This window comes from Niabella aquatica, assembly GCF_054779315.1.
In genome coordinates this window covers 250,515-277,140 of sequence record NZ_BAAGYM010000001.1, presented here as the reverse complement: position 1 = coordinate 277,140, position 26,626 = coordinate 250,515, and the positions used below count along the sequence as shown (strand labels likewise).

Below are 26,626 nucleotides of genomic sequence, written 5' to 3'. Positions count from 1 at the left end.
ACGTGCATACTGTCATCTGCCAACTTTCAACTTAATATATTCTAAATTTAAAACGCTCCCGACACCTTATATACCCAGGCATAAGAACCGGGGTTGCTGGCCGGTGTAACAGCAGGCGCCTGTATCACTGTTTTATTTCCTTTTTTACGAAAAGTTATTTTCCCGTTGTATCCCAGCATTTCCACCTGTTTACCGGCTGCGGGCACTTCTGTTATTTGCCGCCAGTCGGTCAGTAATACATACAGGTCGTTACCTTTTCTTGTGTAAAAAATATGCTTGTCTGCCGATGGAGGCGCTTCTGCCCATGCAGTAGTTCTGTATATGGCTTCCCCGTTGGTATTTAACCAGTCGCCCATATCTTTTAAGCGCTGCTGCATAATTACAGGTATGCGCCCATCGGCTGTAGGCCCAATATTCAATAATAAATTTCCTCCTCTGGACACAATATCTATTAACATGTAAATCAAAGCTTTGCTTGTTTGATACTGTTCCAGGTTCTCGTTGCGGTTATAACCGAAAGACTCCCCGATACCCCGGCATTCTTCCCAGGGTCTTGTCATGCTTGAGTTCCCCTGCCCGTATTCGGTAGTAGTAAATCCGCCATGATCTCTGCCGCCGCCCCAGCGATCGTTGGTGACCACCGTATTTTTTACAGGAGATTCGTTGTAAAGCCAGGCTAAAAACTCCCGGCTGCGCCACACGGTATCATTATGGTTCCATTCTCCATCGGGCCAAATAATTTCCGGCTGATACCGGACCACCAGGTCTCTTAGCTGGGGCAGCATATGCTCCGATACATATTGATGTACATCCTGTTGGAACAGGGGGTTGTACCACTCATATAAGGAATAATAAAAGCCCATGTGCAGTCCTGCTTTTTTTACTGCGTAGCTGAGATCGCCCGCCAGGTCCCTGTGAGGACCGGCATCATAAGCGTTCCAGTTCCAGGCTTCCCTGCTGGGCCAGAGTGCAAACCCGTCGTGGTGCTTGCTGGTGAGTACCACGTATTTTGCACCGGCATCCTTAAAAATTTTTGCCCATTGATCAGGCTCAAACATTTCTGCTTTAAACTGTGTTACAAAATCCTGGTACCGGAAATTAGGGCCATAGTTTTTGTTGTGAAAATCAACAAACTCTTTATGGATCTTCAGCTTCGTATTGTTCAGGCGCTCCCAGTACCATTCGGAATAATTGCTGCCAAACCCGTCTGCATAAGAATTGGTGGCCCATGCCGGTACACTATACAGCCCCCAATGTATAAATATGCCGAATTTGGCATCGGTAAACCATTGGGGGATGGGCCTGGATTCGAGCGATTCCCAGGTGGGTTGGTAGGGTTGGCCGTATATTTGCTGAAAGTATACCATTAAAGCAAGCAGCGCTGTTATTTTCCGCATAAAATAAATTTTAGGAGGTGCCTTTCAAACGTACAGATTTTTTTTTATTTCTGTTACGAAATGCAGTTTTTGTGCGTCTGTATACATAAACGCTAAAAAATGAAAAGGATATTACTCATCTTTACACTGCTGCCGCTGGTATATAGCTCAGAGAGAATGAGCATTGACCATATTTTGTAGAAGGGGAAATTAATGAAAGTGAACTCCCGAAATGATATCACCAGCAGTTTTCTGACCTGTTGTTTTTAGCTTTCACCGAAGCAACGCTTTGGTGCGGCTTGTAAAATGTTCAACTTCCCCGTAACTTTGCCTCCTGATGAGCCAGGAGGTGTTGAAGAATTTTTATGCTGATGATACCCGCTGTTTACAGATAGCGAACAGGCTCTCTTTATCTGGCCCCCTTACCTCCGCTCCTCAGAAGGGAGAGGAAGTGGCTCTTACAGGGCTTTTTGGCAGCGCCGCGCCATTTGTATTTGCTGCGAGCGCAGCCCACTTTTCAGCGTTTAACCATATTATCGTTTTAAATGAGGCTGAAGATGCGGCCTATTTTCATAATACGCTCGAAAACATTACAGGCGCGCTGGACATTTTCTACTATCCGTCTTCTTTTAAGACCCGGAAAAATTACCGGCTTCTTAATGCCTCGCATGTAATGTTAAGAACAGAAGCGTTGACAAAGTTAGCAACCCAGCTTCCCGCTGCTTTAGGAGAGGCGCAGGGTATAAGACGAAAAATACTCGTTACTTATCCTGAAGCGTTGTTTGAGAAGGTGGTTATTTCTGAAACACTTTCCGAAAATATTATTCATATAAAAACGGCTGATACTATCGATATTGGCCGGTTGTTGCTAAAGCTGGATGAGTTTGGTTTTAAAAGAAGCGATTTTGTGTACGAGCCGGGGCAGTATGCGCTTCGTGGAGGCATTTTTGATATCTATTCTTTTGGCAATGAAAAGCCTTACCGGTTTGAGTTGTTTGGAAATGAGGTAGATTCTATCCGTATTATTGATCCCGAAACACAGCTAAGTGAACGCAGGCTCCTTTCCGTTTCGATCATACCCAATGTTGATACGCAATTCACTTCAGAGCAGCGGGTATCGCTTTTTGATTTTTTGCCTTCCAATACCGCCATCTGGCTGCAGGACCAGGAGCTGTGCGTGGAAAGACTGAAGGATAATGAAGAAGAGCTTCGATACTTTTTAGAGTTCAGCAGCATGGCTCAGCCTTCACCCGGCAGCGATGATGCCGATAAATTACTTAGGAAAGATCTGTCAGTGGATGACTTTATATCGGCTGATAGTTTTTTAGAGTCGATGCAAAACAGGGCTGTATTTCATTTTGGCGGCAACAGTTTTGGAGCTAAAGAGGTATTTGAATTTAATACCAGGCCTCAGCCGGCATTTAACCGTCAGTTCGAACTGCTGATCAAAGACCTGAAAGAAAAGGAAAAGAAAAATTACAGCATCTATATTTTTTCGGAAAACCCCAAGCAGTTGCAAAGGCTGCAAACCATTTTTGATGATTTAAAGGCAGAACTGGTTTTCAACCCGGTGCCGCTATCGATATATTCCGGCTTTATAGATGATGACCTGAAAGTGGTTTGCTATACAGATCATGAAATCTTTCAGCGATATCATAAATACAGGGTTAAGCAGGCATATAATAAGAATAAGGCCATTACGCTTCGTACACTTCGGGAGCTGCAGCCGGGAGATTATGTAACCCATATAGATCATGGAGTAGGTGTGTACAGCGGTTTGCAGAAGATGGAAGTAAACGGCAGGATGCAGGAAGCAGTGCGCCTTATTTATAAAGATAAAGATGTGTTATACGTAAACATCAACTCCCTGCATAAAATTGCCAAATACACGGGTAAGGATGGCAGTGTACCTAAAGTGAATAAGCTGGGCAGTGATGTCTGGAACCGGTTAAAGGAAAAGACCAAAGCGAGGGTTAAGGAAATTGCTTTTGACCTGATTAAGCTATATGCCAAACGTAAGGCTCAGCAGGGTTTTGCACATACACCGGACAATTATTTACAAACTGAGCTGGAAGCTTCTTTTATTTACGAAGACACACCAGACCAAAGCAAGGCCACGGCCGATGTAAAAAAGGATATGGAAGCTCCATCGCCTATGGACAGGCTGGTTTGTGGCGATGTGGGCTTTGGCAAAACGGAAGTGGCTATTCGCGCGGCTTTTAAAACCTGCGTGGATGGTAAGCAGGCTGCGGTGCTGGTACCTACTACTATACTGGCTTTTCAGCATTATAAAACTTTCAGTGACCGTTTAAAAGAGTTCCCGGTAACTGTTGATTTTATTAACCGTTTTAAATCTGCCAAAGAGAAAAAAGAAACACTTGAAAAACTAAAAGCGGGAAAGATTGATATATTGATCGGTACGCATGGTATTATTGGAAAAGAAGTTAAGTTTAAAGACCTGGGCATTTTAATTGTAGATGAAGAGCAAAAATTTGGCGTGGCCCATAAAGAGAAAATAAAGACCATCCGTACCACTGTTGATTGCCTGACGCTTACGGCAACGCCTATTCCGCGCACCTTACAGTTTTCGCTGATGGGTGCAAGGGACCTGAGCATTATCAATACCCCACCACCTAACCGCCAGCCGATACAGACAGAGGTGCAGGTATATAACGAAGATGTTATTCGCGATGCCATTTATTTTGAAACAGAACGTGGCGGCCAGGTATTCTTTATTCATAACCGTGTAGCCGGGCTTGCTGAAATGGCAGCCCTGATACAGGGGCTTTGTCCTGATCTGTCAATAGGGTTTGCACATGGACAAATGGAAGGCCACCAGCTCGAAGGAAAAATACTGGATTTTATCGACCGTAAATATGATGTGCTGGTATGTACCAATATCGTGGAAAGCGGGGTAGATATCCCGAATGTAAATACGATCATTGTTAACAATGCGCATCATTTTGGACTGAGCGATCTGCACCAGCTGCGTGGACGTGTAGGACGTAGCAATAAAAAAGCCTTTTGTTATTTGCTGGCGCCGCCGATGAGCACCCTGCCCAGCGATTCGCGCAAGCGCCTGCAAACGCTGGAGCAGCATAGTGAGCTGGGAAGCGGGTTCCAGATAGCAATGCGTGACCTGGATATAAGAGGTGCCGGAAATTTATTAGGCGGGGAGCAGAGCGGCTTTATGGCAGAAATCGGTTTTGAGATGTATCAGAAAATCCTGGACGAGTCTATCCGGGAATTAAAGCGTACCGAGTTTAAAGACCTGTTTAAAGAAGAGATCAGCAAACAGGATGATTTTGTACAGGACTGTACCATCGATACGGACCTTGAAATATTGATACCGGATGAATATGTGGAGAATATTACCGAACGCTTATCATTATACCAGCGGCTAGATAACTGCGAAAATGATGCAGAGCTGCACGAAATGCACAATGAGCTGACAGATCGTTTCGGCCCTGTACCGCCACAGGTGAACGACCTGTTTGAAACCGTAAAATGCCGTAAGCTGGCCATTGAACTGGGCTTTGAAAAGATGAGCTTAAAAAATGAAACCCTTCGCTGCCATTTTATCAACAGGCCCGACTCACCGTACTTTGAATCGGATATCTTTCAGAAAATAATTGAATACCTGCAAACCCGAACCAATAAAGCAAGATTGAAACAGACCGGTAAACTGTTTTTATTGATCGCGGAACCAATAACATCCATGAAAGAACTGCATGAATTTTTAAAAGAGCTGCATGCTTTTTGCCTGGCGGTATAGGTTTGTGATAATTTATTGTTAGAAACCTTCGAAACCAGTTTTAATACTATAATTGATTATAAGCATTTGCTGATTTATTTTAGTTTTTGCACATATGTATAAGGTTATATGTATTTAAGAGTTGTGCATTATTTCAACGCAAGTTCAATGTCATTGATATTTTTCAGTAACTCATGAAGAATTTTACCCCCGTTCCGGGTGTTACATTTCCAGTAGATTCAATAACCCAGAATCCAAAAAGAATAGCATTGATCGTTGACAATTTTTGCGGAAGCTCTGCTTCAGCTTGGCTTACCTATCATTTGTAGTTCGGGATTGGCGTTATAAGCTGAAATGCTTCACGTACCTTCCAAAATAGCGCTGGTCATAAAACGGATTGGGAAATAAATTTACGATGCATTTCGTATATTTGAAAAAACAATGCTTTATGAAGACAATGATCTTTCAACTCTGCTATATATGCATCCTTCAGCACTTTCCTGTAAGTCAGATTTTCGGACAAATGCCTTTTACAACAATTGTCGGGGAAAGATCATATTTCACACAAAATATTAATGTAGAAAAGTTTTCAGGAAAACCTTTTCAATTTAAAGCTGCTACAAAAGTCCAGGCAAATACGGATACAGCTAAATCTGCAATTATCGTTTTAATAAGAAACAAGGATAACAGCATAGGCTTTCACACAGATATTACTCAAAACCTGAAAAATAATTCAAATTGGGTCGTAACAAACATTAATGGGAAAATTGATAGTAATGCAAAAACTATTGAAATAGGCGGTTATTGTAATTACGACGGGGTTTTTTTATTTGATGACTTTCAATTGAAAATAGAAACATCACCTGGTACATGGAAACGAATTCCAATAGATAATGGGAGCTTTGAAAAAGGAAGTTTGGTGCACTGGATTACCGGTTCAAATAATAAGCTATTCCATTTTGATGGCGCAAAATTCAGTATTGAACCTGACAATTCTTTTGCTGGAAAACTTCACCTGAAAGTGGACTGCCGGTATACAGATTATGGAAACAATAGAAAGGCCGGCAGTTTCGCAGCGGTTAATGGAGTGAAGCTATATTATGAAACATACGGAGAGGGAAAGCCTTTATTATTGTTGCATGGTAATGGCGGTTCTATTGCCGGACAGGCAGTGAGAATTGCGGATTTTAAAAGCAGATACAAAGTTATTGCAGTTGATAACAGGGCACAAGGCAAATCTGGACATGACGGACAAGAATTAACTTACGATTTAATGGCTGATGATATAAATAAATTTTTAGAGCAACTTAAGATTGATTCTGCCTATATATGGGGGCAAAGTGACGGTGGAATTATTGGGTTGATATTAGCAATAAAGCACCCCGAAAAAGTGAACAAATTAGCCATTTGGGGAGCCAATATTCAGGCAAATGCAAACGCATTTGCTCCCGGAATATATGAAAGTGTTGTAGCAGCTTCATTAACAGGAAAGACTGAAAAAGACCGGCAGTTAAACACATTGATGGCCAAATATCCGAATATCTCTTTTTCTGAAGTGAAAAGTATTAAAGCTCCTGTTCTTGTCATGGCAGGCGATAGAGATGCCATTCGCTTAGAGCATACGACTGCTATTTTTCAGAATATTCCAAATGCGCAATTGTTCATTATGCCGGGGGCAACACACTATGGGGCATATGAAAAGTCCGCTTTATTTAATATCATATTGTCTGACTTTTTTGACAGCCCTTCTAAGAAGCCCTGATTAGAATAAACCATTTTAACAACAACTAACAAGGAGCATTGCGGACCCGGAGCAAACAATGAAATGGTTACAATCTCAGAAATGATAAGAGCTCACATGCAACAATCATTGTGGCGACAGTCAGGAAGCAAGAATACTCAAATTTAGCACTTAACTTTAACAGCAGTAATTTTATTGGGTGCTCGTTGCCGGCTGGCGGTTTTCAAATTCCCGTTTCGCCTGGCAGGCCTTGAAACGTTACAGGCAATTATAGCGACAATCATCAACAATGCAGAAACTCATTAACGATATAAGGAAAGTGGAGCACGGCTTTCAACATATTGTTGGAGCAGGTGCCATCATCTTAGCTGACCAAACACAAGATCCTTTTAATCTTGCGACAAAATTTTTATCTGACGATACTTATCAGGTCAGAATGTTGGCAACTTATCTTTTAGGACAACTTTCAATCGATAATTCCAGGGCGCTCAAACTTCTTGAAACAAAAGTTGCAGCCGATAAAGATTGGCGGGTGCAGGAAATGCTGGCAAAAGCATTTGATTATTATTGCAAGACAATCGGTTACGAAAAAAGTTTGCCGTCAATTAAAAAATGGTTAGCATATAAAAATCCAAATGTAAGAAGAGCCGTTGTTGAAGGGCTTCGTATTTGGACAAGCCGGCCTTACTTTAAAGACAACCCGATAATTGCAATACAACTTATTAGTGAACATAAATCACACGATAGTGAATACTTGCGAAAGGCAGTTGGCAATGCACTTCGGGATATAGGTAAAAAACATAGGGACAAAGTGCTTGACGAAATTTCAACATGGGATTTGACTAATAAAAACACAATATTTACATATAAATTAGCAAAAGGAAAATGAACATAGCCAATGACTGGCAAACGGAGATCGGCAAATTTATTTACAAATCAACTTAGAAATAAAATGCACGAAAAAAATAGAGAGAGAGTTTATAAAATGCCTTTCGCAGGCGTTTATCCGCATTATATTACAAAAGCAGAAAAAAAAGGACGAACCAAAGCTGAAGTGAACGAAATCATCTTTTGGCTGACAGGATATAACGAAAAAACATTGCAAAAACATCTTGACAGCAAAACCAATTTTGAAGATTTTTTCAATCAGGCAAAAATGAATCCGAACGCATCAAAAATCACCGGTGTAATATGCGGTTATCGGGTAGAGGAAATAGAAGATAAATTAATACGCGAAATCCGGTATTTAGATAAGCTGATTGACGAACTGGCAAAAGGAAAAGCTATGGAAAAAATTTTAAGACAGTAAAGCCGGCAAGCTATAACGACCATAAACCTGCCAGCTGTTAACGAGGCCTTCTTCAGGACGCTTATAAAGATGATAGAAGGATTCCTTGTTTTAAAAAGTATTGAAAATTTAAAAGCCGGTAAAGTATTGCGGCACATCATTAAACAATAAATAGATTTAATGAACAAATAGCAATATATGAAACATAAAAGCAATTATACCGATGCGCTAATTTTGACGCAAGGAGAAGGACGGGCATACAATTGTGGCACGATGACCGCAATTTTCAAAGCGGATGAAAACGAAACCAACGACAAATACAGTGTCTCAGAGTGGTGGTTAGAACCTGGTTCTGATGGACCGGGAGTACATGCTCACGAAGAAAATGATGAAGTATTTTATATGCTGGAAGGCACAATTTCATTTCTGATTGGGGAGAAATGGTTTGATGCTGAAAAGGGAACATTTTTGAGAATTCCTGCGAAGACATTTCATGACTTTAAAAATAAAAGCAGCAAAAAAGCAGGAGTGTTAAACTTTTTTATACCAGGTGGTTTTGAAAGAAATATGCCATCGATTGTGAAGTGGTTTGAAGACAATCAATAGTATTAAATAAATTAATTTGAGAAGTTAGGGGCTGACCAAAAAGGTCAACCCCTAATATATATCTTGTTAAAGCTATTAAGCAACTTTATAATTTGTTTTGCCCGGAACAGCAATCGGATAGTTACCGTTAGCATCAGGCATCACCGGCGGTGCAGCGCTAAAGCTATATTCTTTAGGCATGAGGTCTATGCCGCTGTTTAATGCTTTGTCAAAATCAATTAACTGACCGCTGTAAGTGGCCATACGTCCGATAACTCCTGTGAGGGTGCTTTTGGCTCCAAATTCGGCATCAGCAAATTTATATTCACCTTTGGCAATAGCGGCAAACAATTCATCGTGCTCTGCCTGGTAAGGATTATTCTCGCCTTTTTTATCAAATCCGTATAGGGTATTACCCTTAAGATCTGTTATAGTGCCGGCGCCGCAGTAAATGCGCCCCTTTGTTCCTGTCAGCAGCTCATCCACTTTCCCCATAGTACCGCTCATGTGCCTGCATTGGCTATTCATAATACTGCCATCAGGGTAATGGAACTCTACATAATGGTGATCGTATATTTCACCATACTTTTTATCGGTACGCACCTGCCGTCCGCCCATTCCCTGAGCTTTAACAGGGTAGGCCCCTTTGAACCAGTTCACTACATCAATATTATGTACATGCTGCTCTACAATATGATCGCCGCAAAGCCAGTTAAAGTAATACCAGTTGCGCATCTGGTATTCCATTTCTGTTTGCTCAGGTTGTCTTTCCTTAACCCAAACGCCTGATCCTATCCACCACGCCTGTGCTGAAGTTATGTCACCGATTAGTTTTTTTCTTTTAAACAATTCTCGGTAAGAGTTCTGGTATCTTCTCTGCAGCCCTACTACCACATTCAGCTTCTTTTGTTTGGCTGTCTGCGCAGCATCGAGCACTTTTTTTACTCCTGCAGGATCTACAGCTACAGGTTTTTCCATGAAAACATGCTTCCCCTGATTTACACATTCTTCAAAATGGGCGGGCCTGAACCCCGGCGGGGTCGCCAGTATGATCACATCTGCACAGGGGATGGCTTTTCGAAAGGCGTCAAAGCCTGTAAATTTCCTTTCTTCAGGCACATCTACCTTGTTTAGAAAATTGCTGCTATATCCTTGTTCAGACAGGTCTTTAGCCGTTAAAGCGGCGTAGCATCCATCCAGTCTGTCTCTGAAAGCATCAGCAAGAGCAACGATCTTTACATTTTGTTTCGAATTCAGTGCTTGCAGCGCTGCGCCTGTGCCACGTCCGCCGCAGCCTATAACAGCCACCTTGATCTCACCTGCCGAACCCGAAAAATAATTAGCCCTGCCCAGGATAGGTGCGGCCATAAGCCCCCCGGCAATCAGTGAGCCATGCTTCACAAAATTTCTTCTTGACTTACTGTAACTCATTTTATATGTTTTTTGGTAATGTATGCTATCTTCCGGTAAATTGTTTGAAGAAACGGTCGGCTTCTTCGGCTGTAGGTTGTTTCAGGGGCCGTACGATCCTGAATCCAACAAAAGGAGCATCAGTGTTCCACCACTGGCTTTTTGGAATTTGGGGGTCGCTTTTGCTCCAGTCGAGGCTGGACGCAATGCGGTTGGCCGGGCGTAAGTCTGCAGCGTCGTTTTTATAAGAGCCTCCCCGAACCAGCCCCGGATGTTTTACTTCCGGTATCCTGATAGGGTTAACGGCCTTATCATTGATAGTGGCGTAATAATTTTCCTGGTATTGGTCCAATACCCATTCCTGGGCATTACCGAGCATATCGTAAAGTCCCCAGGCATTAGGCTTTTTTAGTCCACCGTGCTTTAAAGAATCGTTGCTGTTTTTGCTATACCAGGCATATTCATCTAATAAAGAAGCATTATCACCAAAGGGATAAATGGTTTTGCTTCCTGCCCGGGCCGCATATTCCCATTCGGCTTCTGACGGAAGCCTGTAAAAGATCCCTGTCTTTTTATACAGCCAGCGGCAGTACATTAAAGCTGAGAATTGTTTTACATTAATAGCCGGATAGGTTTGGTCATCTCCTCCGACAGCAGCAGATGGGTCAACATAAGGTATACTGGGGCGTGTTATGGCGTCTATTTTCGAGTTCCTCGAAAAATGCTCATCAGCAAAAAAAGTAAGAAACTCTTCAAAAGTTACTTCTTTTTCCCCCATCCAGAAGGCATCAATTTTTACCTCTTTTTGTGGCGTCTCATCTTCCTCTTTATTAGGATCGGAGGCCGGACTACCCCATAAGAAAGTACCGGCGGGTATGGGCACCATTGTAAATTTTACCGTTGAACCGGGAAGGGTTTGGTCATACTTCTTAAAAGAATGATTTTGAGCGTGGCTATTCAAAAAGGCAATTGCCCCAAAAACAGCTAATACTATGTTTCGCATAACGATAAAGGTATAAAACAAAATCTGAAATTGCCCTGCAAAACATTTTTAACCAGGGTTTTGCAAAATTTTTCAGATGCCGGTAACTTTTTTAAAGTTATCTTGGCAAAAAATAGTAACGATGCAACGAAGGTCATTCTTAAAAAATACGCTGCTTTCTACAGGTGTATTGGCTAGCCCTGCCGTTTTCGGAAAAAGCACCAGAGTTAGTGATAAAACATTTCACCTGGATTATGCCCCTCATGAAGGCATGTTTACCAACAGCGCCGGGAAGGAATTCATAGATCAGATCAAGTATATGCATGATCTTGGTTTCCGGTCAATTGAAGATAACGGTATGACGGGCAGAACACCTGAAATGCAGGCCCGGATAGGAGATACACTGGCTAAGCTGGATATGCGCATGGGAGTTTTTGTAGTGCCTAAAGGTGGTAACGGTGCTAATACACTTGCCGCTAAAAAGAAAGAGCATGTGGATATCTTCCTCGAAGGTTGCCGTAAATCTGTTGAAGTAGCTAAACGTTGTAACGCAAAATGGGTGACTGTAGTGCCGGGAGATTTTGAAAAGTCGTTGCCCCTGGCAATACAAACCGCCAATGTAATTGAAGCGTTGCGGCGCGGTGCTGAGATCTTTGAGCCTCATGGTATTGTAATGGTACTGGAACCCTTAAGTGATACACCCGATCTGTTCCTGCGTCACTCAGCTCAAACCTATGAAATATGCAAAGCTGTGGATAGCCCGAGCTGTAAAATATTATATGATGCCTATCATATGCAAAAAAATGAAGGTAATCTTATAAAAAATCTGGAGATGTGCTGGGATGAAATCCCTTATATACAGGTGGGGGATAACCCGGGGCGTAAAGAGCCAACAACAGGAGAGATCAATTATAAAAACGTATTTAAGTTTTTATATGACAAAGAGTATAAAGGTGTTGTAGGCATGGAGCATGGGATATCGAAGCCCGGGAAAGAAGGCGAAGCTCGGCTGGTGCAGGCTTACCGGGAGGTGGATAGCTTTTAAGATTGCGAAATCCGGGGGCTCGTTGCCGGTTATGGATTGTGCACTGGTTATCGTCGAAAAACCCGGGGTCAGAAACCCTGGACAAAGGGTTCTATTTTATTTCCTGCATTAGCTTTTTCATAAGCGGTGACAGGGCGATCAGTATTACGCCGGCTATCACTGCATAAAAGGCCAGCTGTTTATAACCGTCGGTATATGTTAACAAAGCATCGTAATTAGTGGCGCCTTCTTTTACTTCTGCCATGCCCGCACCAATACGTCCTGCAACATACTGCCCGTAAGCGCTGGCCAAAAACCACAAACCCATCATCATACCCTGTAAATTTTTTGTGGAGAGTTTGGTCATTATGGAAAGTCCTATTGGCGAAAGACACAGCTCTCCCAACGTAATTACCAGCAATGCCAGTGTAAAAAAGTTTAAAGAGGTTACGCCCTGCAAATTGGCAAACCATCGGGTACCAAACAAGAAATAATATCCTGCCCCTAAAAATAAAAAGCCCAGGCCAAATTTTACCACGGTGTTGGGTTCTGTTTTTTTCCTGTTCAGCCATATCCATAATAGCCCTATCAACGGAGCTAGAAAGATAATGAAGAATGAGCCGCCCGAATTATTTACACCATTGGGATCAAGATGCAGGCCCAGTATATTATTGTCAAGATTTTTAGCTGCAAAAATACTAAGTGAACCTCCGCTTTGTTCATAAATGCCCCAGAACAATATGGAGAATAAGATGAACACCAAAGCTGCGATCAGTTTTTTACGCTCAGCCGGTGTTACTTTGGTCATTTCGTAAAACAAATATAAAAGTGTGAGTGGCCCTATTGTCCACATAAAATAATCGGTGTACTGTGTTTGCGATACCATTTTCATAATAACCGGTATTAGCAATAAAGTACCGACATAAACAGTATATTCTTTCCATTTAGCTATTGGCCGGTTGCTGCCATCAGCCAATACAGCCTGGGGTTGCAAACCTATAGGCCCTAATATTTTCTGGGTAAAAATAAAATTAACCAGGCTGATGACCATTACCACTGCTGCGAGGCTGAATGCCACATTCCATCTTTTGTCTTCGGGAACAAAAGAAGCAAACATTTCTCCTTTGCCTATGGCAATGCACATATAACCGCCAATAAGCGCGCCCAGGTTAATGCCAGCATAAAAAAGGGAAAAGCCTGCATCGGTTCGCACATCTCCTCTTTTATATAAATATCCCACCATTGTTGAAATGTTGGGCTTGAAAAAGCCTGTACCAATCACAGTGAACGAAATACCTAAAAAGAAGAATTTGTGCGGATCTACTGACAGTATAATACTACCCACAATCATCAACAAACCGCCCCAATACAGCGATTTTCTAAACCCCAGTATCTTATCGGCAAAAAGCCCTCCGATAAAAGTAAAGGCATACACAAAAGCCTGTGTAGCGCCGTATTGAAGATTGGCTTTGGCGTCTGCGAAATTTAACTGGGATATCATGAAGAATACCAGCATGCCCCGCATACCATAAAAACAGAAGCGTTCCCACATTTCTGAAAAGAATAACGACCATAGCTGCCTGGGATATTTGCCCTTAAAGTCCTGGATTTGTTCTAAAGTTTGCATGAGGCGTAAAAGTAAAAAGGAAAGATAATGAAAACTTAAATACTTGCTGGTGAAAATATAGGACGTTACAAAGGCTTCCGTTGTATATACAAATGGTATGATATGCGACAGATTTCTCTCCTGTCAATAATAACAGGGCCTGGTGTTAAGTTAAGTGGGAGTTGTCACTAGTGAATAGTGAGTAATTTCGGATATATATTCAAAACGGACCATTCACTACTCATTTTAAGTGTAATGATTCTTCAGTAACATAAAAAACAGCTCCCAATAAGAAGCTGTTCTTTGTTATGTATGGCTCAACCAGTTTATTTTATACCGTGCATCATTTTCTTTAAAAATGGTGATACCAATGCTAAAATAACGCCTGCAATGCCGCACAGTACAACAAAAACCATAAAAAACTCGTACAGGTTATGTATTTCAAAACCGGCAAATACATGATTTGATGTGGGTATCTGGTTCTTGGCAAAGAGTTCGGCCTGTTCAGCGGTAAGCGTTACTTTTTTATCCAGGATATCCCGGAGGTTAAAGCCCAGCTCGCTTGCTTTTTTAAACTTATCGCCGGTAGCAGGCATTATAGACCCCAGTGTTCCGGCCAGGGCATAACCCGCGGCATTGGATATAAAAAATACACCGTACAGAAGTGAGGCAAATCTTTTAGGAGCCAGTTTTCCAACCAGGGAAAGGCCAATCGGCGAGAGGCAAAGTTCGCCACAGGTTTGTAACAGGTAAAGCAGTATCAGCCATTTAATAGCTAATAACCCGGTATTGCCAAGGTCTTTAACATTATGGGCAATGATGAAATAACTTAAAGCGATGATCAGTAAACCAAAGGCTTGTTTTAAGGGAGATACCGGCTCTTTGCCCCGGGATCTTAATTTGTCCCATAACATGCTAAAAGGTACGGCCAGTACTACAATAAATAATCCGTTAAAGATTTGCACCATCGATGGCGGCATGTTCCATCCAAAAAAGTTCCGGTCTGTTTGGTTATCCGCAATAAAAGTAAGGGAAGAACCTGCCTGCTCAAATGCTGCCCAGAAGAAGATGACAAAGAACGAAACTACATAGATCACCAGTATCCGGTCCCTCTCAACTTTTGTAATAGAAGTATCAGATATGATCAACCCGGCTAAGGTTAAACCCGCGGCATATACCAGTGCATACACAATATTTTGGCCTGCAGCAAAATGAAATAAGAGGCAAAGTCCAATAAAAGCTATAACCGCAACAACAATGGACTTTCTGGAAAAGCTGGCTGACTGGGCCTCGCCTTCGTCAAAATCTTCGACGGTGTTATTTTTAGGAAGTCCGCCAATGGGTCTTCCTTCCGGAGTTACAACATATCTGTTTTTTAGAAGAAAGAAGGTAAGGGTACCTATCATCATAGCCATAGAAGCTGCCAGGAACCCCCATCTGAAAGCGTGAATATCCCTTACGCCATCTACATCCTTTACATCTCCTAATAAAGGGCAGATCAGCTGGCCCAAGAAAGCGCCCAGGTTGATACCCATATAAAAAATAGTAAAAGCAGAATCTAATTTACTTTTCTCCTGTTTGGGATACAGGCTGCCTACCATTGAGGATATGTTCGGTTTAAAAAATCCATTACCCAGGATAATGATACCCAGCCCTATCCAAAGAAGCATTTTGGCAAGATCCATATTTTGGGGAAAAGAAGTGGCGCTGATAAATAGTACCAATTGGCCGATAGCCATCAGTGATCCACCCAAAAGAATACAATTCCTGTTACCGAAATATTTATCAGCTATAAAACCTCCAAGCATGGGAGTTAAATAACATAGTGCTAAAAATCCGCCATAAATAATAGAAGTTTCAGACTCGATAATTCCCAGAGAATTGATCATAAATAAAGTGAGGAGCGCACGCATTCCGTAGAAATTAAAGCGTTCCCACATTTCTGTTCCAAACAGAACCCATAAACCTTTAGGATGCTTAGTTTTGGTCGATAACGTTTCCATTGTATTCATATTTTGGCTACTAAATTAAATAAAGCGCATCCAAAGTACGGAAAAAACAAAAGAGGCCGGATATGGAAACGGTTTTCCCCATGCCTAGTGGCATCAGGCGCCGCCGGCCATCTAATAAAAGAGACCCTGTTTTATCCCTTTGTGAAGTATACAAACACTATATACTTACATACAGAAACCGTGTTCAATGTAGAACTAAAAAAAAGTTACCGTACTCCGTGCATAAGCTTTTTAATAACAGGACCAAATAAAATAGATATTACGGCTACTGTAAACGAAACACCGGCCAGCATCCAGAAGAAATAGCTGATTCCCTTTTCATCGGCGATCTTATCTACATTCTCGCCAAATTTGGCAGCACCTTTCATACCAATGGCTACTGCAAGGTACCATATCCCAAACATCACAGCAATCATGCGTCCGGGTACCAGTTTACTTACATACGACAGGCCGACCGGCGATATGCAAAGCTCTCCCATAGTATGAAACAGGTATACCAGTATCAGCCAGACCATACTTACAGAAGCCGTTTTGGCGCCCGGCTCAATAGCACCTGCGCCCACAGCAACAGCAACCATTCCCAGTGCCAGCAAACCCATTCCAATGGCATACTTTATATTTGCTGAAGGATTATATTTACTGCTCCACCATTTCGAAAATAACGGTGCCAGGCTGATGATGAATAAAGAATTTAAAGTAGAAAACCAGGAAGCGGGCACCTCCAGTGTTTTTTCGGAGAACTGGTTATAGAGCATCCAGATAGCAATACACCAGATGATAAAAAAGCTGGAAGCTAAAATGAGGTTCGAAACAGTAAATTTTTTAAATGTTTGCCCGAATAGCTTAAATAATACCCAGGTAATGATGCTTAATGGAATAATGGTGATCAGTGCATTTACTACTTTGAAGATAGTACCTGCATTACCTTCCAGGATCCGGTTGGTATAATCTTTTGCAAAAATGGTAAGCGTTCCCGGCGATTGCTCAAAAATGGCCCAGAAGAACATAGTTAAAAAAGCAAAGAACGAAACGGCGATCATTTTGTCTCTTGTAATTTTGGCATAACGGGACAGCCTGTAAATCAGCAGTACTATGAATAATGCCAGGGCTAATAATATTGTGAAGTTGTTGCCTGATAGCCCTATTACACTGAAATTAAAAATATCGATCCTGCCGTTTGTGATCAGCTTCGCGGGTTCAAAAATGATCCATAATAATCCCAGCGCTACCATTAAGCCTATAAGTGCCAGCTGTGCGCCCGAAAAGGGATTCAGCTGATCATTGCCCAATTCTGATTTAGCTTTTTCTAATGCAGCTGCATCTTTCTTTTTAGGTTTCAAGCCAATTGTACCGAAAATATCCTGCGCCAGCCAGAACTGTATAAGCCCGAAAAGCATAAACACGCCTGCCAGGCCAAACCCCCAGCTCCATCCTACCTTTTCCCCGAGGTACCCGCATAGTAAAATACCAAAAAAAGCACCGGCATTTACACCCATATAAAAAATGGTATAAGCCCCATCTTTTTTATCGGGACGGTCTTTATACATCTCGGAAATGATAGAAGTCATATTAGGCTTGAAAAAACCATTGCCAAAAACCAGTAATATCAAACCGAGATAAATGGAAAACCGGGTTTCTATGGCCATAGAAGCATGGCCCATGGTCATCAGCAAGGCCCCCACTACCACTGCTAAGCGGTATCCTATTTTTTTATCGGCAAAATATCCTCCCAGCATAGTAGATAAGTACACCAGTCCAACATAAGAGCCAAATAAGGCCATAGCCTGCTCACGCGTCCAGCTCCAGCCGCCGTCAAATAAAGCAGCGGTTAAGAACATTACCAGCAAGGCACGCATTCCATAAAAGGAGAACCGTTCCCACATTTCTGTAAAGAATAAGACGAACAACCCCGAAGGATGTCCTAATACACGGCTCTTAAAAAAATCATTTTGGGTTTCCGGCATACGAATTATATTTAAAACAAGATGAGTAAATATAGGAATTTACCCGAAAGTGATCTCCGAAACAGGTTAGCGGGCGATAAAAAACTTTTTTGTGATCCTTCGCGCCCGTTAGGCTGTTCTTTTTCGCTAAAAAAAATCACCGGCTCAATTCCCACGCCTTCCTTGCAGATTTATTACCTTCACCAACTTTAAAAACGATACTGGAACATGAAAATACTGATACTTGGCGGCGGTGGCAGGGAACATGCGCTTGCCTGGAATATTAAAGAAAGAGGACAGGGTAAACATGAGCTGTTCATTGCACCCGGCAATCCTGGTACGGCACAATGTGGTACTAATGTCGCCATTGCTGTTACAGATTTTGGAGCAATGGGAAAGTTTTGCCTGGATCATGATATTGAAATGGTAATAGCAGGCCCGGAAGAGCCTTTGGTAAAAGGCGCCTGGGATCATTTTCAGAAAGAAGAACTAAAGCATATCCATTTTATAGGTCCGTCGCAGCTGGGCGCCCAACTAGAGGGAAGTAAGGCTTTTGCCAAGGCTTTTATGCAAAGACATCATATTCCTACAGCGGCTTACCGTGAGTTTTCGGCTAAGGATTTTGATGAGGGCGTGAATTATTTAAAAGCCCATTCTTTACCTATTGTATTAAAGGCCGATGGCCTGGCTGCCGGTAAAGGTGTGGTTATTTGCGACAATCATACCGATGCTATCATTGAGTTTGAAGCCATGCTGATGCAGGCCAAGTTTGGCGATGCCGGCAAAACCGTAGTGGTAGAGCAGTTCCTGGACGGGATTGAGATGAGCGTTTTTATTCTTACCAACGGAAAAGAATATGTATTGTTGCCCGAAGCTAAAGATTATAAGCGCATTGGCGAAAAGGATACAGGCCTGAACACCGGCGGCATGGGCGCTGTAAGCCCGGTGCCTTTTGCTTCGGATGATTTGATGCAGAAGGTAACAGAAAAAATTATTCAACCTACCGTAAATGGCCTGTGCAAAGAGGGCATCAATTATACGGGGTTTATATTTATTGGTTTGATAAAAGTGCGTAACGAGCCTTATGTAATTGAGTACAACTGCCGCATGGGCGACCCCGAAACAGAAGTAGTGATGCCAAGGTTAAAGAACGATCTTGCTGAACTTTGCCTGGCCGCAGCACAAAATAAACTAAGCGGTGTAAACATTGAAACAGATCCGCGCTCCGCGGCTACGGTGGTTGCGGTAAGCGGCGGCTATCCCGGAAGTTTTGAAAAAGGATATAAAATTGTATTTCCTTCTGCTTCGAAGGAGTTGGAGGAGGCCATCATTTTTCATGCCGGCACAAAAGCCCAGGAAGGGCAAATAGTAACCAATGGTGGCCGGGTGCTGTGTGTTACTTCATTTGGCGATACCATTAAAGACGCGATTAATACTGCTAAAAAAACATTATCCGGTATCCGGTTTGACGATATGTATTACAGAAGGGATATAGGGTATGAGTTCCTTTAAAAGAAACGTTTTTTAAGCAGTGATATACAATATAGAAAGAGCAGCTTATAGTTTTTTTAATAAAAATATAAAAACTATGAACCATGAAAATTAAAAATACAATTTTTAATTTTCATGGTTCATAATCTTGGCAATTCTTCAGTTAAGAAATATTTCAGGTTACACCGCAGGGTGCCGTTTGCTGCAGGATAAGCCTCTCCTAATGGTGAGATAATAAAACTTTTTGCAGGCTTCAGGGCGTTTATAGATTCATAAAAGCCACGCGATGGTTGAGCGCTGGTACTTACCTTTATGTCGATGGCGGCATACGGCTTGTTGCGCTTTATCAGCAGCAGATCTAACTCTGCCCCATTGTGCGTGCGGTAAAAATAAGGAGATAAGGTCTCCGGCAGCAACTGCACGATTTGCTCAATCGCATATCCTTCCCATGATGCACCGATGAGCACATTCCCTCTGAGTTCCTCCATAGTATTTACTTGTGCCAGCCGGTGAAGCAGGCCGCTGTCGCGGATATATATTTTAGGCGATCGCACCAGTCGCTTGTTAATATTTGCAAACCATGGCTGTAACCTTCTTATTAAAAAAGCTCCTTCTAAATGGTCCAGGTATCGTTGCACTGTAGGGTTGGTAATGCCCAACGCCCGTGCAAAATTGCCGGCATTGAAAACGCCGCCGTTATTGTACGCCAGCATTTGCCAGAACCGGCGTACAATCAACGGGTTCAACGTTACACGAAAAAAAAGGTTCAGGTCCCGTTCAATATAACTTTTAATAAAGTGGTCCAGCCATTGCCGGCTCAGTACATCCGTTTTGGCGGTTAGTGAATCGGGAAACCCGCCCCGGAACCAGTGCCTTTGTTGTGAAATAGTTTTCGGTAATTCTGTAAGTCCTACGGGGGGCAGCTCAGTATAAGCAATGCGACCCGCAAGCGATTCGGATACTCCTTTTACCAGTTCCGGTGAGGCCGACCCCGTAAGCAGGTACCGGCCTGGCTTGCGTTTTTCATCGATAAGAGGGCGCAGCACGCTAAATAATTGCGGGAGATACTGTATCTCATCCATTATTACACATTTGTCAACATGAAATTGCAGATAGGCCTCCGCATCTGCCAGTTTTAGTTGGTCTGTAGGCCGCTCCAGGTCTAAATAAATATTCTTCTTTTCTAACCGCTTTACCAGGTTTTTAGCCAGTGTGGTTTTACCTACCTGCCTGGGTCCCAGCAGGGCTACAGCCGGAAAATGTTTGAGCAGTTTCAGTGCCGTTTCTTCCATTTTTCTATGTATCATATTTCAAATATACCATGAAATTTGAAAATTGTATTTTTAAATTTCATGGTTAATAATTATTGGCTAACTTATCATAATTGAATATCTTTATAGTAAATTCCTTTTAATGGCACATATGAAAATGAAGCTGGCTTCTTACCTTCTGCTAAACGTATCTTTATATGCTAGCGCACAGGTTAGTAAAGTAAATGACGATACGAAAGCTCAGCTGGCTGCCCAGCCGCCCGTAACCGTTCAAACAGCAGTGGGGCCGCTTACTTTAGAACCACCCTATAAAACCGTATCGGCAAGAAAGAACAGCAGAACCATTGGATGGCCTGAAGGTGAAGCCCCCCAAGCACCTGAAGGCTTTATAGTTACCCGTTTTGCGGAGAGACTGCAAAATCCGCGGTGGACCTACATTGCACCTAACGGGGATGTTTTTGTTTCAGAAGCAGGCACAAGGCAATCGGCAAACAGGATCTTACTCTTCAGAGATGTAAACAAAGATGGTATTGCAGATGCTAAATATGTTTTCCTTACAAACCTGAACCGTCCTTTCGGCATGTTGGTGTTGGGAGATTATTTTTATGTTGGCAATACGGACGGGTTATACCGTTTCCCTTATAAAGCCGGTGATACGCTGGTTACTATACCTGGAGAAAAAATTACAGAATTATATGCAGGAGGTTATAACAATCACTGGACCCGGAATATTATTACCAATAAAGCGAAAAATAAAATATACATCAGCGTAGGCTCAGGAAGCAATGCCGGGGAGCATGGTATTGATGCCGAGGACGGGCGGGCACTGATATTTGAAGTAAACCCTGATGGGTCTGGTAAGCAGGTTTATGCAAATGGTTTGCGGAATCCTGTTGGTATGGATTGGAATCCCGTAACCGGCGAGCTTTGGACCGCAGTAAATGAGCGCGATGAACTGGGAGACAACCTGGTTCCCGACTATGCTACCAGCGTTAAACCTGGCGGCTGGTATGGCTGGCCGTTCAGCTACTTTGGTAAGATCAAAGACCCGCGCTGGGCAGGTGATCCTCACCTGGAGCTGGTGAATAAAGCCATCATTCCGGATGTAGCTTTGGGCCCTCATACGGCATCTCTTGGCCTGGTCTTTTATACAGGCCGGCAATTCCCGGCTAAATATAAAAATGGCGCTTTTGTTGGCCAGCATGGCTCCTGGAATCGTTCCGTTCTTTCGGGGTATAAAGTGGTTTTTATTCCTTTTAAAAATGGAAAACCTCAGCCGCCAGAAGATTTTTTAACAGGCTTTATTGCTAATGAAGCAAAAAGCGAGGTTCATGGAAGGCCGGTTGGTGTGGCTGTTACACCTGATGGGTCGTTGCTGGTAAATGACGATACCGCTGGTATTATCTGGAAAGTAAGTGCAGAGAAATAAATTTGATCTATAAAGTTTTCAAAACCTTACAGGCCTGCGCGTTTTATAAGCCCAGTACTCCTTTCAGCTTTCCATATCCGTTACGGCTAACGTTGATTTTAGCTCCGTTTTTGAGTATGGCTACATGTCCATCCTTTTCATAAGGGTCGATACGGGTGATCTCCTGGATATTTACAATAAAAGAACGGTGGCTGCGAACAAACATATCTGCAGGTAAGAACGATTCAAAGAAAGCCATGGTTTTGTTTTTAAGATAATAGCCTTCTTTGGTAAAGATCTTCACAAAATCATCGGCAGCCTCCAGGTATAAAACTTCCTGCACCGGTATGATCTTTATCTTGCTTCCGTTCTTTACCACAATACGGGTGTTGCTGCCTGGCAACTGGGTATCGTTTAAAAGCGCTCTGGTGCTTTCTGTTGCCGCTGGCCTGTTTTGCACCATGAATTTTGCTATGGCTTTATCAAAGCGTTCCTGGTCAAAAGGTTTAAGCAGGTAGTCAATAGCATGGGCCTCAAAAGCTTTAATGGCATATTCGTCAAATGCTGTAGCAAAGATCACCGCAGGCGGATTTTCTACCAGCTCCAGCATTTCAAAGCCGCTGATCTTGGGCATCTGTATATCTAAAAAGATCAGGTCGGGCTCATGTTCCTGTATAGCTTTCAGGCCTTCAAAGCCATCACTGCACTCTGCTGCAATTTCCAGTTTCGGATGCTTTTTTAAATATTCCTTTACCATGCTCCGTGCTAAAAATTCGTCATCTATTATTATAACTTTGGCCATATTATTGGGGTATTTTTACAATTGTTTCAAAAATATTGTCTTTGGCATTTGTATATAACAGGTCATTGCGGGCGAATAACAAATATAATCGCCTTTTAATAGAAGAAAGCCCAAAGCCCGTGCCTTTTTTAGGTACTGATGTTTCGGGGTCGTACGGATTGGAAACCATAATGATCAGCTCCTGCTGTTCTGAATGGCAGGTAATGGTAATCAATGTTTGTCCTGTTGTATCATAAAGCCCGAACTTAATTGCATTTTCAACAATAGGCTGCAGCAGCAAAGTAGGCAATAGTGCCGTTTTGCATCCTTCGCTGATATCTATCCGGGTTCGAAGCCTGTTCCCAAACCGTACTTTTTCTATCTCAAGATACAGGTTAAGGTAGGTGATCTCTTCTTCCAGCGTTACCATTTGCGACTCTTCTTTTTTAAGCGTGCCGCGTAAGAAATCTGAAAGCTGCTGCACCATTTTCCGTGCCTGCTGCGGATCAAGGCCAATGAGTGCATTAATAGAGTTAAGGCTGTTAAACAAAAAGTGTGGCTGTAGCTGCTGGCGTAGTTTAAATAATTCTGCTTCGCGCGAAAGCGCTTCTACATCGGCCTTCCGTTGCGATTCTTTCTGGCGTTCATGCCAGTTGTGCCATAAAATAGATGCAATGGTAACAATGGTTAATAAAAGAAAGGCGAATGTGAATCTTATGACCAGTGAGTTATGCAGAAACCCCAGGTAGGCTATATAGCTGTCGAAAATTATTTTAAGAAAGCTGTTGGTAATAAGCAGCCATAGCAGCGACAACACCAGCGATGAAGCAATAATGCCTGCATACTGGTAGGAGGTAGGCAGGTAATATTTGGTGATATTTAGTACCAGCAGGCTCACTAACAACAGCATAGTTATGCTTACCAGGCTGTCAGTAATGACAATCCTGACCGGGAAAGTGAACAGGCGGCTGAAGATTAATACCTGCGCTATCACCAGCACTACCCAGCCAAGTATAAGGTAAAACAAAAACCGTTTTGCTGAAAGAGGGGAAGGCATTAATTCAATGAGTAATTAATAATGAATAATAAATAGGCCAGGAAATACACAAGCCGGGAGTGGGCAGAAAGGGATGCCTGTAATAATACTCCTTCCAGCTTCCAGCCGTTCTTTTGGGCTGCCCAAACCTGCCGACTTCGGTCTTTCCTGCTGCAATTTAAAAACTCTTTACGTCAATACCTCCGAAAATAACAGTGCCTTTTATCAGTAAAGTTTTATTGGTATCGGGAAGGGTCTGCATAACGCGCTTGTCCTTAACTTCGCCCATAATAGCAACTGCTTCAGAAATTACGTTCCAGTGAGAGGGCACAATTAAGGTAGCGCCGCCAAAAAGCGCCGTAACTTCTAAAACCGCAGTTCCGGACAGATCGGCCTGACTAAGATCTATTTGACTGCCTCCAAAAACATTGGTCATTTCGCCTCCCCTGAAGCTTTTGGAAAAAACTTTCTTTTTAGAGCCGCCAAAAATAGAGGTAGTATCTATGTAATCCTGGCCACTGGCTCCTGCAAGCGGGGTAGTACCGCTTTCATCGAACTGTATATAGCTTTTAGATCCCTTAGGCCGGAAAATGAAGAACAGACCGGAACCAATGAGAATAATGGGAAGTATGAATCTTCTTAATTCACCAAAAACAAAAAACTCATTGATGAGAAATATTGAACCGATCAGGATCAGGATCATCCATCCCGGGCCTTCAAAGTTTTTGCGGATGCCAATGAAAACTCCCAGTGCAATCAGGAACATTTGCCATGAGAAAAGGAACTCGGGCAAATGGATTCCTATACGTTTCAATAAATAGGCAACACCGATCACTAACAGGAATCCTCCTATCCATACATGACTTTGAGACTGACGGGGCCTGAAATTTCCGGGATCTGGATAGCTGCCTGGTTCACCTTTATACATTTCTGTGTTGTATATATTGTTTTCGCTCATTTTTTTAAATTTAAGTAAAAATAGCACGCCACAACTGCTAAAGCAACATATTTATTGTATATAAACCTAATATATCGGTAAATGGCGGGGTTGGGTCGGTGAAAAGCAGGGGACCGGAAAGTCTGGAAGTTGGAAAAGCGTATGCTGTTCATAGTAATATTACCGCTGAAGAGTGCGACGCAACGAGGCCTTATCGTAATACCGCTGCCTGGTTCAGAATATACCATACAGGTTCTTTCTAGGAGTCTTTATTCAATAAACTGAAATGTTCCTCCGTCAAACAATCCTTTGTCACTTAATTTCAGTTCAGGGATTACCAGCAATGCCATAAATGATAGTGTCATAAAGGGAGCACTCAGGGGGCTTCCCATCTGCTTTGCTATTGCATCAATAGCGGTGTAGGCTTTGGCTATTTTATACCCGTCTTCTTTGCTCATTAGGCCGGCTACAGGTAGCGGTAAAATGGTCTCTATCCTGTCCTGTAAAAGATTTGCGGCGCTTATACCTCCTTTTTGTTCTATGACCAGGTTTACAGCTCTGCAGATGCTGTCATCATCCACACCTACGGCAACAATATTATGGCTGTCGTGCGCAACAGAAGATGCCAGTGCCCCCTTTTTCAGCCCGAAATTTTTAATAAAGGTGGTGGCTATGGGGGCATCGGCATAGCGGTTAATCACTGCAATTTTTAAAATATCCCTATCAATATCGCTTATAACGGAACCGTTTTGGATTTTGGGTTTTACAAAAATCTTGTGAGTAATAAGCTGTCCATCCAATGCTTCAATCACCGGAATGGTTTCATCATTCGTTACAGTAACAGCAAAGTCCTGCGGCAACTTAGGGGTACAGCTGAAATTATTGATAATAGCCGCAGGCTGCGAAGTAATAAAGCTCTTACCGTTTTCCGCCACCAGTTGCCCATTGATATAGGTTTGCTTCACCTTAAAATTTTGCAGGTCTTCAACCAGTATGAAATCTGCAGGATCGCCCACCTGCAACTGTCCTACATCCAGCGTATAATGTGCCACCGGATTTATACAGGCCGCCCGGAGTATGTTGAACACATCTATTCCTTTAGCGGCAGCCCTTGCACAAAGATCGTTGATATGAGCGGCCACCAGGCTGTCGGGGTGCTTGTCATCGCTGCAAAACATGATCTGATCCGGGTAATTATTCAGCAGGGGTATCAATGCTTCAAAGTTTTTAGCAGCGCTTCCTTCCCGGATAAGGATGTTCATGCCATGTTTTAATTTATCCAGTGCTTCTTCGGCAGTAAAACATTCATGATCGGTACTGATGCCCGAATTGATATATTTTTTTGCATCATCTCCGCGTAAGCCCGGGGCATGACCGTCAACCGGTTTCCCTGCATCCAGGGCTGCTCTGATTTTTTGTATCACTTCCGGGTCTTCCTGAAGTACTCCCGGGAAGTTCATCATTTCGCTCAGGTATTTGATCTCTTTCCTTTGCAGTAATGCTTTCACATCATTAACATTCAGCATTGCGCCGGCTGTTTCAAAAGTGGTTGCAGGTACACAGCTTGGCGCGCCAAAATTGAATTTAAAAGGTACGGTACTGCCATTTCCGATCATATATTCTACACCTGCCATACCGCATACATTGGCAATTTCATGCGGATCGCTTACCGTAGCTACCGTGCCATGTACTACAGCCAGCCTGGCAAACTCCGAAGGCACAAGCATGCTGCTTTCAATATGCACATGGCTGTCGATGAACCCGGGAATGATAAACCCGGCTTCCGGAGCAGGCATATCGAGCTTATGAATAGCGGTTATTTTCCCATCCGAAACAAATATGGATGCCGGGAATATGAGCCGTTGTTTTATGTCTACGTAATTGCCTGTTATGGCCTGCATAATTTATGTTTTAAATAACAGTCTGTTAAGCCGAAAATTTACACAGATAAACAAATCTAAATATAATTTTGCATTACCTA

19 protein-coding genes are annotated in these 26,626 nt (G+C 42.6%); 8 read left to right on the top strand and 11 right to left on the bottom strand.

All coding sequences use genetic code 11. The features are described 5' to 3' along the window. Positions 1-47 precede the first annotated feature (47 nt). Positions 48-1,397: an alpha-L-fucosidase gene (locus tag ACYVBM_RS01045; protein ID WP_460683750.1), complete on the bottom strand. Its 1,350-nt coding sequence runs from the start codon at positions 1,395-1,397 to the stop codon at positions 48-50. 316 nt (positions 1,398-1,713) lie between these two features. On the opposite strand from ACYVBM_RS01045, the gene mfd reads away from it, so the two are divergent. The 5 genes from mfd (at position 1,714) to ACYVBM_RS01020 (ending at position 8,765) form a co-directional block, all read left to right on the top strand. Further along, entirely contained in the window at positions 1,714-5,151 is a 3,438-nt protein-coding gene (gene mfd, locus ACYVBM_RS01040) for a transcription-repair coupling factor (protein ID WP_460683749.1), read from the top strand. Positions 5,152-5,578: 427 nt separating this feature from the next. After that, on the top strand, positions 5,579-6,892 hold the full coding sequence (locus ACYVBM_RS01035; RefSeq protein WP_460683748.1) for an alpha/beta fold hydrolase: 1,314 nt from the start codon (positions 5,579-5,581) through the stop codon (positions 6,890-6,892). A 268-nt stretch (positions 6,893-7,160) separates the two neighbouring features. Further along, complete coding sequence (locus ACYVBM_RS01030; RefSeq protein ID WP_460683747.1) at positions 7,161-7,760, top strand: HEAT repeat domain-containing protein; 600 nt, start codon at positions 7,161-7,163, stop codon at positions 7,758-7,760. Between the two features lie 63 nt (positions 7,761-7,823). Further along, positions 7,824-8,180, top strand: coding sequence for a DUF2200 domain-containing protein (locus ACYVBM_RS01025; RefSeq protein ID WP_460683746.1), 357 nt, complete (start codon positions 7,824-7,826; stop codon positions 8,178-8,180). A 177-nt stretch (positions 8,181-8,357) separates the two neighbouring features. After that, positions 8,358-8,765 carry a cupin domain-containing protein gene (locus ACYVBM_RS01020; RefSeq protein ID WP_460683745.1) on the top strand — a complete coding sequence of 136 codons (408 nt, stop codon included), beginning with the start codon at positions 8,358-8,360 and terminating at the stop codon, positions 8,763-8,765. 75 nt (positions 8,766-8,840) lie between these two features. Here ACYVBM_RS01020 and ACYVBM_RS01015 read toward each other — a convergent pair whose 3' ends face one another. Both ACYVBM_RS01015 and ACYVBM_RS01010 read right to left on the bottom strand, forming a co-directional pair. Beyond that, positions 8,841-10,175 (bottom strand): Gfo/Idh/MocA family protein, encoded by a 1,335-nt coding sequence (locus tag ACYVBM_RS01015; protein ID WP_460683744.1) that lies wholly within the window; start codon positions 10,173-10,175, stop codon positions 8,841-8,843. Positions 10,176-10,200: 25 nt separating this feature from the next. Beyond that, on the bottom strand, positions 10,201-11,157 hold the full coding sequence (locus ACYVBM_RS01010; protein WP_460683743.1) for a formylglycine-generating enzyme family protein: 957 nt from the start codon (positions 11,155-11,157) through the stop codon (positions 10,201-10,203). Between the two features lie 121 nt (positions 11,158-11,278). Between ACYVBM_RS01010 and ACYVBM_RS01005 the strand changes: the two genes are divergently transcribed. Next, positions 11,279-12,181, top strand: coding sequence for a hydroxypyruvate isomerase family protein (locus tag ACYVBM_RS01005; RefSeq protein WP_460683742.1), 903 nt, complete (start codon positions 11,279-11,281; stop codon positions 12,179-12,181). A gap of 91 nt (positions 12,182-12,272) precedes the next feature. Here the strand turns inward: ACYVBM_RS01005 and ACYVBM_RS01000 are convergent, their stop codons facing one another. The 3 genes from ACYVBM_RS01000 to ACYVBM_RS00990 all read right to left on the bottom strand — a co-directional run bounded on the left by ACYVBM_RS01000 (position 12,273) and on the right by ACYVBM_RS00990 (position 17,742). Further along, positions 12,273-13,787, bottom strand: a complete 1,515-nt coding sequence (locus ACYVBM_RS01000; RefSeq protein WP_460683741.1) for a peptide MFS transporter — start codon at positions 13,785-13,787, stop codon at positions 12,273-12,275. Positions 13,788-14,092: 305 nt separating this feature from the next. Further along, the gene (locus ACYVBM_RS00995) at positions 14,093-15,769 is read right to left on the bottom strand and encodes a peptide MFS transporter (RefSeq protein ID WP_460683740.1); all 1,677 of its coding nucleotides are present in this window, start codon (positions 15,767-15,769) and stop codon (positions 14,093-14,095) included. A 215-nt stretch (positions 15,770-15,984) separates the two neighbouring features. After that, positions 15,985-17,742, bottom strand: coding sequence for a peptide MFS transporter (locus ACYVBM_RS00990; protein WP_460683739.1), 1,758 nt, complete (start codon positions 17,740-17,742; stop codon positions 15,985-15,987). 207 nt (positions 17,743-17,949) lie between these two features. On the opposite strand from ACYVBM_RS00990, the gene purD reads away from it, so the two are divergent. Next, the gene (purD, locus tag ACYVBM_RS00985; RefSeq protein ID WP_460683738.1) at positions 17,950-19,233 is read left to right on the top strand and encodes a phosphoribosylamine--glycine ligase; all 1,284 of its coding nucleotides are present in this window, start codon (positions 17,950-17,952) and stop codon (positions 19,231-19,233) included. Between the two features lie 119 nt (positions 19,234-19,352). On the opposite strand, the gene ACYVBM_RS00980 is transcribed toward purD, so the two are convergent. After that, the gene (locus ACYVBM_RS00980) at positions 19,353-20,519 is read right to left on the bottom strand and encodes an ATP-binding protein (RefSeq protein WP_460683737.1); all 1,167 of its coding nucleotides are present in this window, start codon (positions 20,517-20,519) and stop codon (positions 19,353-19,355) included. Positions 20,520-20,625: 106 nt separating this feature from the next. Between ACYVBM_RS00980 and ACYVBM_RS00975 the strand changes: the two genes are divergently transcribed. Next, positions 20,626-21,912 carry a PQQ-dependent sugar dehydrogenase gene (locus ACYVBM_RS00975; protein ID WP_460683736.1) on the top strand — a complete coding sequence of 429 codons (1,287 nt, stop codon included), beginning with the start codon at positions 20,626-20,628 and terminating at the stop codon, positions 21,910-21,912. A gap of 43 nt (positions 21,913-21,955) precedes the next feature. On the opposite strand, the gene ACYVBM_RS00970 is transcribed toward ACYVBM_RS00975, so the two are convergent. From ACYVBM_RS00970 to ade, 4 genes are all read right to left on the bottom strand, one after another. Then, positions 21,956-22,693: a LytR/AlgR family response regulator transcription factor gene (locus ACYVBM_RS00970; protein ID WP_460683735.1), complete on the bottom strand. Its 738-nt coding sequence runs from the start codon at positions 22,691-22,693 to the stop codon at positions 21,956-21,958. Between the two features lies 1 nt (position 22,694). Continuing rightward, positions 22,695-23,699 carry a sensor histidine kinase gene (locus tag ACYVBM_RS00965; RefSeq protein WP_460683734.1) on the bottom strand — a complete coding sequence of 335 codons (1,005 nt, stop codon included), beginning with the start codon at positions 23,697-23,699 and terminating at the stop codon, positions 22,695-22,697. Positions 23,700-23,886: 187 nt separating this feature from the next. Continuing rightward, positions 23,887-24,666 carry a LiaF transmembrane domain-containing protein gene (locus tag ACYVBM_RS00960; protein ID WP_460683733.1) on the bottom strand — a complete coding sequence of 260 codons (780 nt, stop codon included), beginning with the start codon at positions 24,664-24,666 and terminating at the stop codon, positions 23,887-23,889. Positions 24,667-24,914: 248 nt separating this feature from the next. Beyond that, the gene (gene ade / locus ACYVBM_RS00955; protein ID WP_460683732.1) at positions 24,915-26,546 is read right to left on the bottom strand and encodes an adenine deaminase; all 1,632 of its coding nucleotides are present in this window, start codon (positions 26,544-26,546) and stop codon (positions 24,915-24,917) included. Between the last annotated feature and the right edge of the window lie 80 nt (positions 26,547-26,626).